The sequence below is a fragment of the Streptomyces sp. NPDC001914 genome (genome assembly GCF_042891215.1).
Classification (GTDB): Bacteria; Actinomycetota; Actinomycetes; order Streptomycetales; family Streptomycetaceae; genus Streptomyces.
On sequence record NZ_JBIASW010000003.1, the window covers coordinates 533,448 to 548,252 of the forward strand.

Genomic DNA, 14,805 nt, shown 5'->3' on the forward strand with positions numbered 1-14,805 from the left:
CCGGCACGGCCGCGCGGCGACTCCCGCCCGGAGACAATCTCCCGGCCGTGTCACGGCTCGGCCCCGGCTCAGCCCCGGCTCGCCTTCGACACCGTACAAAGTCGGCTGACAGCTCGTCATACTGGACCAGGCCGTGGGGGCGGTTCGGGGCCGAGTGTGACGGGGGCGATCACAGGAGATGGCGGAGAGCAGGCTGATCCAGGGCCGGTACCGGCTCCTCGATCCGATCGGGCGCGGCGGCATGGGCGAGGTGTGGCGGGCGCGGGACGAATCCCTGGGCCGCCAGGTGGCCGTCAAGTGCCTCAAGCCGCTCGGCCCGCACCACGATCCGTCCTTCGCCCGTGTCCTGCGCGAGCGGTTCCGGCGCGAGGCGCGGGTCGCCGCGTCCCTTCAGCACCGCGGAGTGACCGTCGTCCACGACTTCGGCGAGTCCGACGGGGTGCTGTACCTGGTGATGGAATTGCTGGAGGGGCACAACCTCGGCCAGCTCCTGGAGGACACCCGGCCTCGTCCGCTCCCGGTCGACGACGTCGTCGACATCGCCGACCAGGTGACCGCAGCGCTCGCCTACACCCACCAACAGAGCATCGTGCACCGTGACTTGAAGCCCGCGAACATCATGCGGCTGACGGACGGCACCGTGAAGATCTGCGACTTCGGCATCGCCCGCCTCGGCCACGACATCGGGTTCACCTCACGGCTCACCGGCACCGGCGTCGCGATGGGCACCCCGCACTACATGTCGCCCGAGCAGATCAGCGGCGCGGAGGTCGACCAGCGCAGCGACCTCTACTCCTTCGGGTGCGTGCTCTACGAGATCACCACCGGAGCCCCGCCGTTCGACCACGGCGACGCCTGGGCCATCCTCGTCGGCCACCGCGACACCGCCCCCGAGCCGCCGCGCAGCCACCGGGCCGACCTCCCCGAGTACCTGGAGCGGATCATCCTCGACCTGCTCGCCAAACGGCCCGAACAGCGCCCGCAGGACGCCGGGGAACTCGCCCGCCGCATATCCGCCGGACGCACCGCGCCGCTGTACGTGCCGACCGTGGTCGCCCCGGCCCCGCCCCGCCCGTCCGAAGGGCACGGACCGGCACCGCGGTTCCCGTCCCGGCCCGTCCAGCCGCCCTCCCGCGAACCCCGGCTGCCGTCCTGGACCGAGGGAATGACCACCGGCCACAAGGCCACCGGTGCGGGATGGCGCGGCACCCCGCCCGACGCGTCCGCCGGTCTGACCGGCGAGTGGACCGCCCGTCCCTCGACCGCCGTCCCGCCCCTGCCCGGTCGCGGCGAACGATCCGCCGCCTCGGCGGCGGCGATCACCGCACTGGCGGGGCGGCACAACTCCGCTCTCAGTCTCGGACGGCTCGGACGGTGGACCGAGGCGGGCGAGATCCACCGCTCGGTCGCCGCCGAGCGGGAGCGACTGCTCGGGCCCGACCACCCCGACACGCTCGCCAGCCGGTACGAGGTGGGCTTCACCCTCAGCCGCACCGGACGCCCCGGCGAAGCGCTCGGCGAGTACGCGCGGGTCGCCCAGGCCAGAGAGCGGGTGCTCGGCGTCGACCACCCCGACACCCTGGCCGCACGCCAGGAAATGGCCTATGTGCTCGGCCAGTTGGGCCGCCACTTCGAGGCACACCAGGCCTACACGTCGGTGCTCGCCGCGCGGCAGCGCGCGATGGGCCCCGACCATCCGGACACCCTGCGCTGCGGCCACAACCTCGCCTTCAACCTGAGCAGGCTCGGGCGCCTGGAGGACTCGTACCGCATGGCGGCCGAAGTCGCCGCGGCCCGCGCCCGGGTGCTCGGCCCGGCACACCCGGACACCCTCGTCACCCGCTATGAAGTCGCCTATGTGCTGGGCCAGTTGGGGCGCTGGCCCGAAGCGCTGCACACGTATCAGGAGGTGGCCGCGACGCGTACGGGGGCGCTCGGACCCGACCATCCGGACACGCTCGCCGCCCGGTACGAGGTGGGCATCTGCCTGGGCAGACTCGGCCGCAGCGCCCAGGCGCTGGAGCTGTACCGCTCGCTCGTCGGCGACCGGGCCCGCGCACAGGGCCCCACCCACCCCGAGACCCTGCGCGCCCGGCACGGGCTGGGCGTGAACCTCGGCCGCCTGGGCCGCTGGGAGGAGGCCCTGGCCGAGTCCCGTGACGTGTGCGCCATCCGCGAGCGTGCCCTCGGGGCCGACCACCCCGACACCCTCGTCAGCCGCCGAGAGGTCGCCGTCGGACTCGGCTGGCTCGGGCGCTGGGCGGACGCCCTCACCGAGTACCGGCGCGTCGCGTCCACGCGCGAGCGGGTGCTCGGGGCCGACCACCCCGACACCCTCGCGAGCCGCACCGACGAGGCGCACTGCCTGGAGCAGCTGGGGCATGGACGGGAGGCGGCGGAGCTGTACCGCAGGGTGGCCGCCCTGCGGCAGCGGCGCGCGGCCCAGGGACTCTGACCGGCGGGTCGGGCGGGCCGGGCGCGGCGGGCGGGCCGGGCGGGCCGGGCGCGGCGGCGGCCTGTCGGAAGGCCCCCGACCTGCGGTTCTCCACGATTTTCCCGACGAGATTCCGCAAGAGGGAAAAATCTTGGCCGGTGATGTCGAGAACCCGTGGCCCGCTCCGTCCCAGCAGTGAAGGCGACCACAATGGGTCGCACCCGTACCGAGGAGATCACCATGGCCAAGTACCTGCTGCTCAAGCACTACCGGGGCGCACCGGCCGCGGTCAACGACGTACCCATGGACCAGTGGAAGCCGGAGGAGATCACGGCCCACATCCAGTACATGAACGACTTCGCGGCCCGGCTGGAGAAGACCGGCGAGTTCGTCGACGGCCAGGCGCTCGCCCCCGAGGGCCAGTGGGTCCGGTACGACGGCGAGGGCCGCCCGCCGGTCACCGACGGCCCGTTCGCCGAGACCAAGGATCTCATTGCCGGCTGGATGGTGATCGACGTCGACAGTCGCGAACGCGCCGTCGAGCTGGCCGGGGAACTGTCGGCGGCCCCCGGCGCGGGCGGCGAGCCGATCCACGAGTGGCTGGAGGTGCGCCCGTTCCTGACCGCCCACCCCACCGTCACGGAGTGACCCCACCCATGGACGAGGCCCTGCTCCGGAGCCTCACTCCGAGCGTCCTCGCCGTCCTCGTCCGCCGCGGAGCCGACTTCGCGGCGGCCGAGGACGCCGTCCAGGACGCCCTCGTCGAGGCCGTCCGCGTCTGGCCGACCGACCGGCCGCGTGACCCCAAGGGCTGGCTGGTCACCGTGGCCTGGCGCCGGTTCCTCGACGCGACCCGGGCGGACGCCGCCCGCCGCCGGCGCGAGGACCTGGTCGACGAGGAGCCGGCGGCGGGACCCGCGCCCGGGGTGGACGACACGCTCCAGCTCTACTTCCTGTGCGCCCATCCGTCGCTGACGCCCTCGTCCGCGGTCGCGCTGACCCTGCGCGCCGTCGGCGGGCTCACCACCCGCCAGATCGCCCGGGCCTACCTGGTGCCCGAGGCGACCATGGCACAGCGCATCAGCCGGGCCAAGCGCACCGTGTCCGGTGTGCGGCTCGACCGGCACGGCGACGTCGCCACCGTGCTGCGCGTCCTCTACCTGGTCTTCAACGAGGGCTACTCCGGTGACGTCGACCTGGTCGCCGAGGCCATCCGGCTCACCCGGCAGCTCGCCGTCCAGGTCGACCACCCCGAGGTGACCGGCCTGCTCGCGCTCATGCTGCTCCACCACGCGCGGCGCGCCGCCCGGACCGCACCCGACGGCAGCCTGGTGCCGCTGGCCGAGCAGGACCGGGGCCTGTGGGACACGACGGTCATCGCCGAGGGGGTCGTCATCCTCCAGGCGGCCCTCGCCCGCGACCGGCTCGGCGAGTTCCAGGCCCAGGCCGCCATCGCCGCGCTCCACGCCGACGCCCCGACCGCCGAGGAGACCGACTGGCCGCAGATCGTCGAGTGGTACGACGAACTCGCGCGGCTGACCGACAGTCCCGTCGTCCGGCTCAACCGCGCGGTGGCCGTCGGTGAGGCCGACGGACCGCGCGCCGGCCTCGCCGCGCTCGCGGAGCTGGACGACTCGCTGCCCCGCCACACCGCGGTGGCCGCGTACCTCCACGAGCGCGACGGCGACCTGACGAAGGCGGCACGGCTGTACGCGGAGGCCGCCCGCAAGGCGCCCGACCTGGCCGAACGCGACCATCTGACCCGCCAGGCGGCCCGCCTCAACACCCGCCGGGGACGCTGACGGACCAATCCGCGACGGTGCCGCCGCTTGCCGCGCACCCCTGGCCGCCGTAGATCATCACGTGCTACCAAGAGGCATGCCTGTACACGAGCAATACGACGCCGTGATCGTCGGCGGGGGCCACAACGGACTGGTCGCCGCCGCCTATCTGGCGCGGGCCGGGCGGTCCGTGCTGGTGCTGGAGCGCCTGGGGAACACCGGGGGAGCCGCCGTGTCCACCCGGCCGTTCGCCGGGGTCGACGCGCGGCTGTCGCGCTACTCGTACCTGGTGAGTCTGCTGCCCCGGAAGATCGTGCGGGACCTCGGCCTCGACTTCCGGGTCCGGGGCCGGACGGTCTCCTCGTACACGCCCGTCGAGCGGGACGGACGGCCCACCGGGCTGCTCGTCGGCGGCGGTGAGCGGCGCACCCGCGAGGCGTTCGCCAAACTGACCGGGTCAGAGCGCGAGTACGAGGCGTGGCAGCGTTTCTACGGGATGACCGGCCGTGTCGCCCAGCGGGTGTTCCCCACGCTCACCGAACCGCTGCCCACGCGGGAGGAGCTGAGGGCGCGCGTCGACGACGAGGACGCGTGGCGGATTCTGTTCGAGGAGCCGGTCGGCACGGCCGTGGAGGAGTACTTCGCCGACGACCTCGTCCGTGGTGTCGTGCTCACCGACGCGCTCATCGGCACCTTCGCCGACGCGCACGACCCGTCGCTGCGGCAGAACCGTTGCTTCCTCTACCACGTGATCGGCGGCGGCACCGGGGCCTGGGACGTGCCCGTCGGCGGGATGGGCGCCCTCACCGACGCGATCACCGGCGCGGCGCGCGCGGCCGGTGCCGTGATCGAGACCGGCCACGAGGTGCTGCGGATCGACACCGACGGTCGGTCCGCCGAGATCACCTACCGCACGGCCGACGGCGAGGGCGTCGTCGCCGCCCGTCACGTCCTCGTGAACGCCTCGCCGCAGGAGCTCGCCCACCTCACGGGAGACGAGCCGCCGACCCCGGCGGAGGGCGCCCAGCTCAAGGTGAACATGCTGCTCAAGCGGCTCCCGAGGCTCCGGGACACCGCCGTCGACCCGCGCGAGGCGTTCTCCGGGACCTTCCACATCGCGGAGGGGTACGAGCAACTGGCGGCCGCCCACGCGCAGGCCGCCGCCGGTGAGCTGCCCACCGCCCCGCCCTCGGAGATCTACTGCCACTCGCTCACCGATCCCAGCATCCTCGGCAAGGACCTGGTGGAGCAGGGGTATCAGACGCTCACGCTCTTCGGCCTGCACACGCCCGCCCGGCTCTTCGAGCGCGACAACGACGCCGTGCGCGAGGAGTTGCTGAAGTCGACGCTGGCGCAGCTCGACGCGCACCTCGCCGAACCGCTCGCCGACTGCCTGGCCACCGACGCGGACGGCCGGCCGTGCATCGAGGCCAAGACCCCGCTCGACCTGGAGCGCGACCTGCGGCTGCCGGGCGGCAACATCTTCCACCGCGACCTCGCCTTCCCCTACGCCCAGGAGGACACGGGCCGTTGGGGCGTGGAGACCCGGCACGCCAACGTGATGCTGTGCGGCGCGGGCGCGGTGCGCGGCGGCGGCGTGAGCGGAGTACCGGGCCACAACGCGGCGAAGGCCGTACTGGAGTCACTGGCCCAGGAACGCTGAGACGAGCTCAGCAATCGCGGTCCCCGGTCGGCGGGCCGATCCGACCCCGCGTCGGTTCGCCCCGCTGTTCGCGGTGGCGCGTCAACCGCCGTTGGACGCCGGTGTTTTCGGCAGTGCCGAACCGGTCGACCGTGCGAACTCCGCTACTTCGGCATGTTCCGCGGAAAGCTGGGTCAGGCGTCCCTTGTTCGCCTTGATATCCGCTCGCTGAATGCTTGATTCGGCGTTCAGCCAGGTTTCCAGCAGCTTCGTTCGTATCTTGCACGAAACGTCCGCCACGGCGGCTTTTCGCTCTTTTTCCGACACGGCAGGTGTATCCAGGTCGAAGTCTTGCGGGGCTGCCAGAGGTGACGAGAAGGAGAAGCCCGCCGCACTCATGCAGGAGGCCCACTGCTTCGTGACTTTCAGAACCGACGGGTCGGACAACGACTCGTGGTATCCAGTGACCGCGATTTCGCGCGCAACATCCGCCGCCTTGGTGGTGGGCCGTTTCTTCTCCCAGGTGCGGACCGCCTCGGCGCGGCATCCTCCCTTCGGCACGTCTTTCCCGTCAAAAGTCGATATGGCACCGTAGAGGACGGGGTAGGACGGGTCGGTGGATGGAACAGGTATGGTCTGACGGGAGGGAGCCAGATGATAGCCGTATCTCTTCGCTTCCTGGAGGTCGGAAATCCCGTAACGGCGATCGGATGAAGCCGAGGATTCCGGGGTGGCGGCATCCGCCGGGCGATAGTCGAGGTCGAATCGCCGCATGCAGTCGCGAGTAAGGGCATCCTTCGCCCCCGCTATCAGACGCTCCTGGGCGGCGGTGTATTCATATTGCGCGATAGGGAGGGCGTGAGTGAAATCCTCGAAGTTCCCGCTACGCTGCTCCGCCTTCGCCTCACGGGATGCGGGAGTGCCGTGCGGATCACTCGTGGCGACCTCCCCTCTCGCGGAGCATGCGCTGACAAGCAGCATGGCCGACAGCGCCGCACCGATGAGAGCGTGAGCTCTTTTCATGTGTCTCCTTGCAGAAAAAAGCCCTGGCCGAAGCCGGCCAGGGCTTTCCGTCAGAAGTCGTAGCAGTCGCTTCTGGTGTAGTCCCAACGGAAGGAGGCGTCCTGGTTGTACGTGTAGTGCAGCTTGTCCGATATTGCATATTCCGACAGGGTGTCACAGGCCCCGACGTAGCCGCTGTTGTAATAGATGGTGACAATGTGGGGGCTGTCGTTCAGGGCGCTCGCGGCGTTGTTCTTCACCGCGCCGCCCTTGCCGGTTCCCGAGGTGAGGAACGTGTAGCCTGCCAGATCCGAGACATTGGCGTCGAAGTAGGTGCTCGAACCCGCCCGGTCGCTGTTGTAGAACAGGCGAATGCAGCCGTCATGAGGACCGCTGGCATTGCAGCCGGTGCTGGCGGTCGCCGATGCGGAACCCGCTGTCGGGATGACCATCGCGATCGCGGCCGCCATCGGGACCACGGACGCTGAAATAGCTCGTCGGATGTTCAATTCCACTCCATCTCAATTGAAGTCGACGCCGCAATCTATCACCGTGATGATCAAGAAGCCACTCCCGAGTCGCTTTCCGTCAAGGACCCTTCTGAAGGCATGAGTCAATCTCGACCAGGGAATCCCGAATTGGGTGAGGTCTTTATGGTCTGACGTGGATTGCGGCTCCTGTATCAGTTCTCGGACGGCGCCCACCCCGCGGCCGTGATCCGGTCGGTGTCCGCGGGGTGTGAGTCGTCGAAGAGGACGGTGTCACCGGACGCGACCCGGAGCGTGTCGACGTATGCGCCGCGGCCGACGTACAGGCGGTCGGTCGTGTATCGCCAGCGCAGTGTGAGCGTCGCCGCGTCCGGGAGGTCGGCGGTGAGTCGGTGCCAGGCGCGCCCCGACCAGCCGGTGGCCGTGCCCGCCGGATGGTCCTGCGGGTCCTCGGACCGCCGCCGGGTCGTGAAGGGGACCGGCTCCCAGGTCGTGCCGCCGTCGGCGGAGGCCTCCAGGAACAGGACGTCCGACCCGGGCTCGGTGTCCCACCACAGTGCGCAGCGAAGGCGGGCGGGACCGGCGGTGGTGTCGAGCGCGGGCAGGGTCAGGGTCGCCGTCGTCGCGCTCGCCATCCCGGAGAACCAGGACGTGCGGCCCTGCGCCGGAGGCACCGCGACGGCTCGCGCGAGGTTGTTCCCGGCGGTGACCCGGGGAGCGGATCCGGATCGCCAGGTGCGCACGGGGTGAACGGAGTTGCCGAGCACGATCAGGAAGGAGTCGGTCGTCGGGTCCAGGACGAGCGAGGTGCCGGTGAAGCCGGTGTGGCCGGCGGTGCGCGGGGTCGCCATCGCGCCCATGTACCAATGCTGGTAGAGCTCGAAGCCGAGGCCGTGCTCGTCGCCGGGGAAGGCGGTGTTGTAGTCGGTGAACATCAGGTCCACCGACTCCGGCCGCAGGATGCGCGCCGTGCCGTACGCGCCGCCGTTCAGCAGGGTGCGCCCGAGGACCGCCAGGTCCCAGGCGCTGGAGAAGACCCCGGCGTGACCGGCGACTCCGCCCAGTGAGTAGGCGTTCTCGTCGTGGACCTCGCCCCACACGAGCCCGCGGTCCAGCCCCGACCACGGGAGCCGCGCGTCCTCGGTGGCGGCGATGCGCGGCTTCCAGGAGGCGGGCGGGTTGTAGCGGGTGCGGTCCATGCCGAGGGGCCCGGTGATCTCGTCGCGCAGCAGGGTGTCGAGGGTCCGGCCGGTGATCCTCTCCAGGACGAGCTGGAGCGAGATCAGGTTCAGGTCGGAGTACAGGTACGCGGTGCCGGGAGCGGTGGCGGGTTTCTCGTCCCAGATGAGCTGGAGCTTTCCCTCCCGGGTCGGCGCCTTGTACAACGGGATCCAGGAGCGGAACCCGGAAGTATGGGTGAGCAGTTGACGGATGGTCACGTCCTGCTTGCCGCCGCCCGCGAACTCCGGGAGGTACGAGGCGACGGCCGCCTCCAGTTCCAGGGTGCCGTGTTCCAGTTGCTGCACGGCGAGGATGGAGGTGAACAGCTTGGACACGGAGGCGAGGTCGTAGACCGTGTCCCGGGACACCGGGATCTGCTGTTCGGCGGGGAACTCCACGCCGGTGTCGGTCTTCTCGTCGTACGCCGCGTAGCGCACGGCCATGCCGATCGGCTCGTGCAGGGCCACGGTGCCGCCCCGGCCCGCGAGGAGGACGGCACCGGCGTACCAGGGGTGTCGGGGCGAGGGTGAGAGGAACGCCTGGGCGTCCGCGACGAGTTGGCGCAGATGGCCGGCGAGCAGTCCGGCCTGCCGGGGTGTGCCGTGCTTCAGGGTCCGGTGGCCCTTCCCTGCCGAGGCGGCCGCCGGGCCCGCTGGGAAGGGGGCGAGGGCCAGCGCCCCGCCCAGTGCCGCCAGTCCTCTGCCCCACTGACGGCGGGTCAGCCCTCCGTCCGCTCCTTCCCGTGTGCCGTGCGCCGGGTCCAGGAAGCCTTCGGTCATCGGGAAGCCTCTCGCTCGCGTCGCCTGAAAGTATCTTTCCGGATCTGCCGTGCCGAGTGAAACTTTCCCGTCATGGGTGGGCGTGTCAACCCCGCCTGAGGGGAGCCGGGATATCTGACGGAGTATCAGAAAAGGACTTCCCTCGGCCGGACGTCTGCGGCATCCTGCGCCCATGCAGACGGAGCTGAGCAAGGAACTGGGAGTCGAGCACGCCATTTTCGGCTTCACACCGTTTCCCGCCGTCGCCGCGGCCATCAGCCGTGCGGGCGGGTTCGGTGTGCTCGGCGCGGTCCGCTACACCGCCCCCACCGACCTGGAGCGCGACCTCGACTGGATCGAGGCCAACGTCGAGGGCAGGCCGTACGGACTGGACGTCGTCATGCCCGCCAAGAAGGTCGAAGGGGTCAGCGAGGCCGACGTCGAGGCGATGATCCCCGAGGGGCACCGGCAGTTCGTCGCGGACACCCTCGCCAAGTACGGCGTCCCCGAGCTCGCCGAGGGCGAGGCGTCCGGCTGGCGCATCACCGGCTGGATGGAACAGGTCGCCCGCGGCCAGCTCGACGTCGCCTTCGACTACCCGATCAAGCTCCTGGCCAACGCCCTGGGTTCACCGCCCGCCGACATCGTCCGGCGCGCCCACGAGCGCGGGGTGCTCGTCGCGGCCCTCGCGGGCAGCGCCCGGCACGCGCGCAAGCACGCCGAGGCAGGCATCGACGTCGTCGTCGCCCAGGGCTACGAGGCCGGCGGGCACACCGGGGAGATCGCCTCGATGGTCCTCACCCCCGAAGTCGTCGACGCCGTGGGCCCGTTGCCCGTCCTGGCGGCCGGCGGAATCGGCAGCGGAGAGCAGGTGGCCGCCGCCCTGAGCCTCGGCGCCCAGGGGGTGTGGCTCGGCTCGCTCTGGCTGACCGTGACCGAGGCCGACATGCACTCCCCGGCCGTCACCCGGAAGCTGCTCGCGGCCGGGTCCGGCGACACCGTCCGCTCCCGCGCCCTGACCGGCAAACCCGCACGCCAGTTGCGTACCGAATGGACCGACGCCTGGGACGACCCGGCCGGTCCCGGCACCCTCCCCATGCCGCTCCAGGGACTCCTCGTCGCCGACGCCGTCTCCCGCATCCAGAAGTACGAGGTGGAGCCCCTGCTCGGCACGCCGGTCGGCCAGATCGTCGGCCGGATGAACAGCGAACGCTCCGTCCAGGAGGTCTTCGACGACCTGACCCGGGGCTTCGAGCGAGCCGTCGACCGCATCAACCGCATCGCGGGCAGGGGGGAACACGCATGACCACCTCACCCAACGGATTCTGGGCCCAGGCCGCGGCCGACCCCGGGCGCGTCGTCCTGATCACCCCCACCGGCGAGGAATGGACCGCCGGGCGGCTGCACGAGGCGGCCAACGGCCTCGTCCACGGACTGCGCGCCGCCGGCCTCGAACGCGGCGACTCCTTCGCGGTCGTGCTGCCCAACGGCATCGAGTTCCTCGTCGCCTACCTCGCCGCCTCGCAGGCGGGCCTCTACCTCGTGCCCGTCAACCACCACCTCGTCGGACCCGAGATCGCCTGGATCGTCGCCGACTCGGGAGCCAAGGTCCTCATCGCCCACGAACGGTTCGCCGACGCCGCCCGGCACGCCGCCGACGAGGCGAAGCTCCCCCCGGCGCAGCGGTACGCCGTCGGCGGCATCGAGGGCTTCAGGCCGTACGCCGACCTCCTCGACGGACAGCCCGGCTCCGCGCCCGCCGACCGCACCCTCGGCTGGGTCATGAACTACACCTCGGGCACCACGGGCCGCCCGCGCGGCATCCGGCGCCCGCTGCCCGGCAAGCTCCCCGAGGAGTCGTATCTCGGCGGCTTCCTCGCCATCTTCGGCATCCGGCCGTTCGACGACAACGTGCACCTCGTCTGCTCGCCGCTCTACCACACCGCCGTCCTCCAGTTCGCGGGCGCCTCCCTGCACATCGGCCACCGGCTGGTGCTGATGGACAAGTGGACCCCCGAGGAGATGCTGCGGGTCATCGACGCCCACCGGTGCACCCACACCCACATGGTGCCGACCCAGTTCCACCGGCTGCTGGCCCTCCCCGACGAGGTGAAGGCCCGCTACGACGTCACCTCCATGCGGCACGCCATCCACGGGGCGGCCCCGTGCCCCGACCATGTGAAACGGGCCATGATCGCCTGGTGGGGGGAGAGCGTCGAGGAGTACTACGCGGCCAGCGAGGGCGGCGGCGCCTTCGCGACCGCCGAGGACTGGCTGAAGAAGCCCGGCACCGTCGGCAAGGCCTGGCCCATCAGCGAACTGGCCGTCTTCGACGACGACGGCGAGCGGCTGCCGCCCGGTGAACTCGGCACCGTCTACATGAAGATGAGCACCGGCGGCTTCTCGTACCACAAGGACGAGACCAAGACCCGCAAGAACCGCATCGGCGACTTCTTCACCGTCGGGGACCTCGGCCTGCTCGACGAGGACGGCTATCTCTTCCTCCGCGACCGCAAGATCGACATGATCATCTCGGGCGGCGTCAACATCTACCCGGCCGAGATCGAGGCGGCGCTGCTCTCCCACCCCGCCGTCGCCGACGCGGCCGCCTTCGGCATCCCGCACGACGACTGGGGCGAGGAGGTCAAGGCCGTGGTCGAGGCCGCGCCGGGCCACGAGGCCGGACCGGCGCTCGCCGCCGACATCCTCGCCCACTGCGAGCGCCGACTCGCCGGCTACAAACGGCCCAAGACCGTCGACTTCATCACGGCCATGCCCCGCGACCCCAACGGAAAGCTGTACAAGCGACGGCTCCGCGACCCCTACTGGGAGGGCCGCACCCGGACGATGTGACCCGGTGGCGCGCGGTGCCCGGAGCGGATCCGGACACCGCGCACCGTCATCAGCTCACCGTCATCCGCGCACCGCCATCAGCGGTCCGCTGTCCGTGGTCAGCGGTGGTCGCCGACCCTGACCACCCGGAGCTCCGGCGACGACAGGATGTCCTTCTCGCAGAACCGGGACGTCACCCACCGCTCGCCCGAGAACAGCCGCGTCTGATCGCTGTAGTGCGGCGAGTTCGGGTTCGAGGACTGGGAGTACGTCAGCAGGGTGCGGGCGACCGGGCAGCGGCCGCCGTCCCAGCCGACGGCCTGGATGTACGAGGACCCCGTGGTCACCTCCGTATAGCCGCCGGCCGCCGCGTTCCACGGCATCTCCACCTTGTTCCACACCCCGAGGGACTCCGTGCCGCCCGCGACAGGGATGCGCCGACCGTCCCGTACGACGAACTGGCCCGTCTCCAGCCGCGCGTCGAGGGCGATACCCGCCGCCCCCAGCTCCGTCACCGTGTCGGCCAGCGCCCTCGCGAAGCCCGGTACGGAGGTGTCGAGCGTGTTCGGGGTGCGGACCGGATCGGCCGCCGAGAACGGGACCTTCCAGAGCTGCGCCGCCGGCACCGCGGCCGTCAGCTTCCGCCAGAAACGGTCGAAGAACAGGGCACCCCGGCTGCCGGAGTCCATCGAACGGTCCCAGGCCCCAAGGACACCGCACGCCCCGCTCACGTCGACGGCCTTGCCGTCGGACCCCGTCGCCGTGCCGCCCGGCAGCGCGGCACACGCGCGCGCCGCGTCGGCCGCGACGAGATCACCCGCGGGCACCCGGTTCGCGAACTGCTGCGCCTGCAGATCCCGTACGGTCAGCCGCCCCCGCGCGGCCATCCCGGCCACGTCCTCGACGGCGCCGCGCGTACGCATCGACCGCTGCGTGCCGATCGTGCCGAAGACCCGTTCGTAGCCGGTCAGCGGCCGGTCCGCGTTGGCCAGCCAGGCACTGTCGTTGGAGTTCTCCGCGTACGGCGCGTCCCTCAGCACCGGCATCCTCGCCGGGCCGAAGATGCCCGGCTGCACGGCGTCGGGATCGGTGCCGAGCGCGCAGTCGCCGCGCGAGCCGTCCAGCACGGCGACCCCGGACGACGGGTACAGGGCCCGGCCCAGCGGCGTCGAGCAGCTCTGGACCAGCTCGTCGGTGATGCGCGGGAGTACCTGAGACTGCGTGAACAGCGTGTGGCCGCCGGAGTCGGAGGCGATCGTGTTCACCCAGGGCAGTCCCTGGGTCCGCCTGAGCGCCGCGAGGACGCCCGCCGTGTCGCGCGCCCTGCTGAAGCCCAGCGCAGTGTCCGGGGCGCGGAGGTTCGCCGCGTTCGGGTCGTTGAGCGCGTACGCCGTCGTGGCCGTCCACGGCAGCGGCACCTGGGCGCCGAGCGAGGTGACGACGGGGCCGTACCGGGTCCACCACTGGGTCCGCGTCACCGGCGCCCCGTCCCGCACGGCGACGGTGACGCTGCGCCGCGTCATCCGCTCGGGCCTGCCGTCCACCAGATACGCCGTCGGATCGGCCGGATCGAGCGTGAGCTGATGGAGGTTGAGCGTGACACCGGTCGCGACGGTGTGGCTCCAGGCGATCCGGGCGGTGTGACCGATGGACACCGTCGCCGTGCCGAGCAGGGCGCCGCCCTGGACGTCGAGCTCGCCCGGGATCGTCTGCTGCACCTGCCAGAAGCGGCGTCCGCCCTGCCAGGGGTAGTGCGGATTGCCGAGCAGCAGACCACGGCCGTTCGCGGTCGAGGCACCGCTGAAGGCGACGGCGTTCGAGCCCATGTCGGCGGTGTCGAACAGCTCGCGCGCGGCCGCGGCTGTGCGCCGCATGTCAGGAACCTCCGTGCCGGCCGTGGTCGCCGTCGTCGGCGGCTGCGCGGCGGTGATGCCGTCGGCTCCGCGCCCCTGGCCGCCGAGCACGGCCAGCGCGAACCCGCGCGCGGCGACGTCCACCCGGGTCACCGGGCGGACCCAGCCGGCTCCCCGGCACGCCGGGTCGGTGACGCGGTTCTGCGCCAGCCACGCGTTGTAGCCGGCCGCCCAGCCCCGCATCAGGTCCTTGGCGTCGCGGCTGGGCCCCCGCGGGGCGGGCTCGGCGAGCAGCTTCTCGACCGTGCCGGCCTCGCGCACACCGCGGTAGTACAGGTCGCTGGAGAGGTTCGTGGAGGCCGAGGAGAGCGATCCGTCCGGTGCCGCGGTGGACCCGAACCAGCGGGACCGCTCGCCGCGCAGGGTCACGAACCCGTCGGCCAGCGTGCATATCTGGTCGGCGGCCTGGGCCCAGCCGGTGCCGAAGCCGAGGTTCGCGTAGTCCTTGGCGACGATGTGCGGAACGCCGTACTCGGTGTAGCGGATCACGGCCGACAGGCCGCCGTGCGAGGGCTGTTCCCGCGCGGCGTTCCGTTCGGCCGCGGCCGCGGGCAGCGCGGTCGCGGCGGTGAACAGGGCGACGGCCGTGACGAGTAACCGTCTTCCACGGGTGTGCATCGTGCCTCCCGACATCATTGGGGGAAGGGGCGGTCGAGGGTAGCAACGGGTGGTGCGCCGCCGGCGTGGCCGCCCGGCTTCCGTCCGGCGGGCGTGCGGTGACTTGACCTCCCCCT

10 protein-coding genes are annotated in these 14,805 nt (G+C 71.6%); 6 read left to right on the plus strand and 4 right to left on the minus strand.

Features of this window, described 5'->3' with window-relative positions:
- Positions 1 to 178 precede the first annotated feature (178 nt).
- The 4 genes from ACFYYF_RS11650 to ACFYYF_RS11665 all read left to right on the plus strand — a co-directional run bounded on the left by ACFYYF_RS11650 (position 179) and on the right by ACFYYF_RS11665 (position 5,878).
- Positions 179 to 2,455 (plus strand): tetratricopeptide repeat protein, encoded by a 2,277-nt coding sequence (locus tag ACFYYF_RS11650; RefSeq protein WP_388773973.1) that lies wholly within the window; start codon positions 179 to 181, stop codon positions 2,453 to 2,455.
- 219 nt (positions 2,456 to 2,674) lie between these two features.
- Positions 2,675 to 3,082, plus strand: coding sequence for a YciI family protein (locus ACFYYF_RS11655; protein WP_388774374.1), 408 nt, complete (start codon positions 2,675 to 2,677; stop codon positions 3,080 to 3,082).
- Positions 3,083 to 3,090: 8 nt separating this feature from the next.
- Entirely contained in the window at positions 3,091 to 4,236 is a 1,146-nt protein-coding gene (locus ACFYYF_RS11660; protein WP_388774376.1) for an RNA polymerase sigma factor, read from the plus strand.
- A gap of 76 nt (positions 4,237 to 4,312) precedes the next feature.
- Positions 4,313 to 5,878: a phytoene desaturase family protein gene (locus ACFYYF_RS11665; RefSeq protein ID WP_388773975.1), complete on the plus strand. Its 1,566-nt coding sequence runs from the start codon at positions 4,313 to 4,315 to the stop codon at positions 5,876 to 5,878.
- An 81-nt stretch (positions 5,879 to 5,959) separates the two neighbouring features.
- On the opposite strand, the gene ACFYYF_RS11670 is transcribed toward ACFYYF_RS11665, so the two are convergent.
- The 3 genes from ACFYYF_RS11670 to ACFYYF_RS11680 form a co-directional block, all read right to left on the minus strand.
- Entirely contained in the window at positions 5,960 to 6,880 is a 921-nt protein-coding gene (locus ACFYYF_RS11670) for a hypothetical protein (protein ID WP_388773977.1), read from the minus strand.
- Positions 6,881 to 6,930: 50 nt separating this feature from the next.
- A complete protein-coding gene (locus tag ACFYYF_RS11675) occupies positions 6,931 to 7,374 on the minus strand; it encodes a peptidase inhibitor family I36 protein (protein ID WP_388773980.1) in 444 nt (147 codons plus the stop codon).
- 167 nt (positions 7,375 to 7,541) lie between these two features.
- A complete protein-coding gene (locus tag ACFYYF_RS11680) occupies positions 7,542 to 9,347 on the minus strand; it encodes a serine hydrolase (protein WP_388773982.1) in 1,806 nt (601 codons plus the stop codon).
- Between the two features lie 172 nt (positions 9,348 to 9,519).
- Here ACFYYF_RS11680 and ACFYYF_RS11685 point away from each other — a divergent pair, with 172 nt between their 5' ends.
- Both ACFYYF_RS11685 and ACFYYF_RS11690 read left to right on the plus strand, forming a co-directional pair.
- Positions 9,520 to 10,632, plus strand: a complete 1,113-nt coding sequence (locus ACFYYF_RS11685) for an NAD(P)H-dependent flavin oxidoreductase (RefSeq protein WP_388773984.1) — start codon at positions 9,520 to 9,522, stop codon at positions 10,630 to 10,632.
- Positions 10,629 to 12,179 (plus strand): acyl-CoA synthetase, encoded by a 1,551-nt coding sequence (locus ACFYYF_RS11690; RefSeq protein WP_365487131.1) that lies wholly within the window; start codon positions 10,629 to 10,631, stop codon positions 12,177 to 12,179. Before ACFYYF_RS11685 ends, ACFYYF_RS11690 begins: the two co-directional genes overlap by 4 nt.
- A gap of 98 nt (positions 12,180 to 12,277) precedes the next feature.
- Here ACFYYF_RS11690 and ACFYYF_RS11695 read toward each other — a convergent pair whose 3' ends face one another.
- The gene (locus ACFYYF_RS11695) at positions 12,278 to 14,689 is read right to left on the minus strand and encodes a penicillin acylase family protein (RefSeq protein ID WP_388773988.1); all 2,412 of its coding nucleotides are present in this window, start codon (positions 14,687 to 14,689) and stop codon (positions 12,278 to 12,280) included.
- Positions 14,690 to 14,805: the final 116 nt, after the last annotated feature.

Coding starts and splice junctions, on each gene's coding strand:
- ACFYYF_RS11665 (WP_388773975.1), top strand. CDS start 4,313: ATGCCTGTACACGAGCAATACGACGCCGTGATCGTCGGCGGGGGCCAC.
- ACFYYF_RS11690 (WP_365487131.1), top strand. CDS start 10,629: ATGACCACCTCACCCAACGGATTCTGGGCCCAGGCCGCGGCCGACCCC.
- ACFYYF_RS11670 (WP_388773977.1), bottom strand. CDS start 6,880: ATGAAAAGAGCTCACGCTCTCATCGGTGCGGCGCTGTCGGCCATGCTG.
- ACFYYF_RS11650 (WP_388773973.1), top strand. CDS start 179: ATGGCGGAGAGCAGGCTGATCCAGGGCCGGTACCGGCTCCTCGATCCG.
- ACFYYF_RS11685 (WP_388773984.1), top strand. CDS start 9,520: ATGCAGACGGAGCTGAGCAAGGAACTGGGAGTCGAGCACGCCATTTTC.
- ACFYYF_RS11660 (WP_388774376.1), top strand. CDS start 3,091: ATGGACGAGGCCCTGCTCCGGAGCCTCACTCCGAGCGTCCTCGCCGTC.
- ACFYYF_RS11655 (WP_388774374.1), top strand. CDS start 2,675: ATGGCCAAGTACCTGCTGCTCAAGCACTACCGGGGCGCACCGGCCGCG.
- ACFYYF_RS11695 (WP_388773988.1), bottom strand. CDS start 14,689: ATGCACACCCGTGGAAGACGGTTACTCGTCACGGCCGTCGCCCTGTTC.
- ACFYYF_RS11680 (WP_388773982.1), bottom strand. CDS start 9,347: ATGACCGAAGGCTTCCTGGACCCGGCGCACGGCACACGGGAAGGAGCG.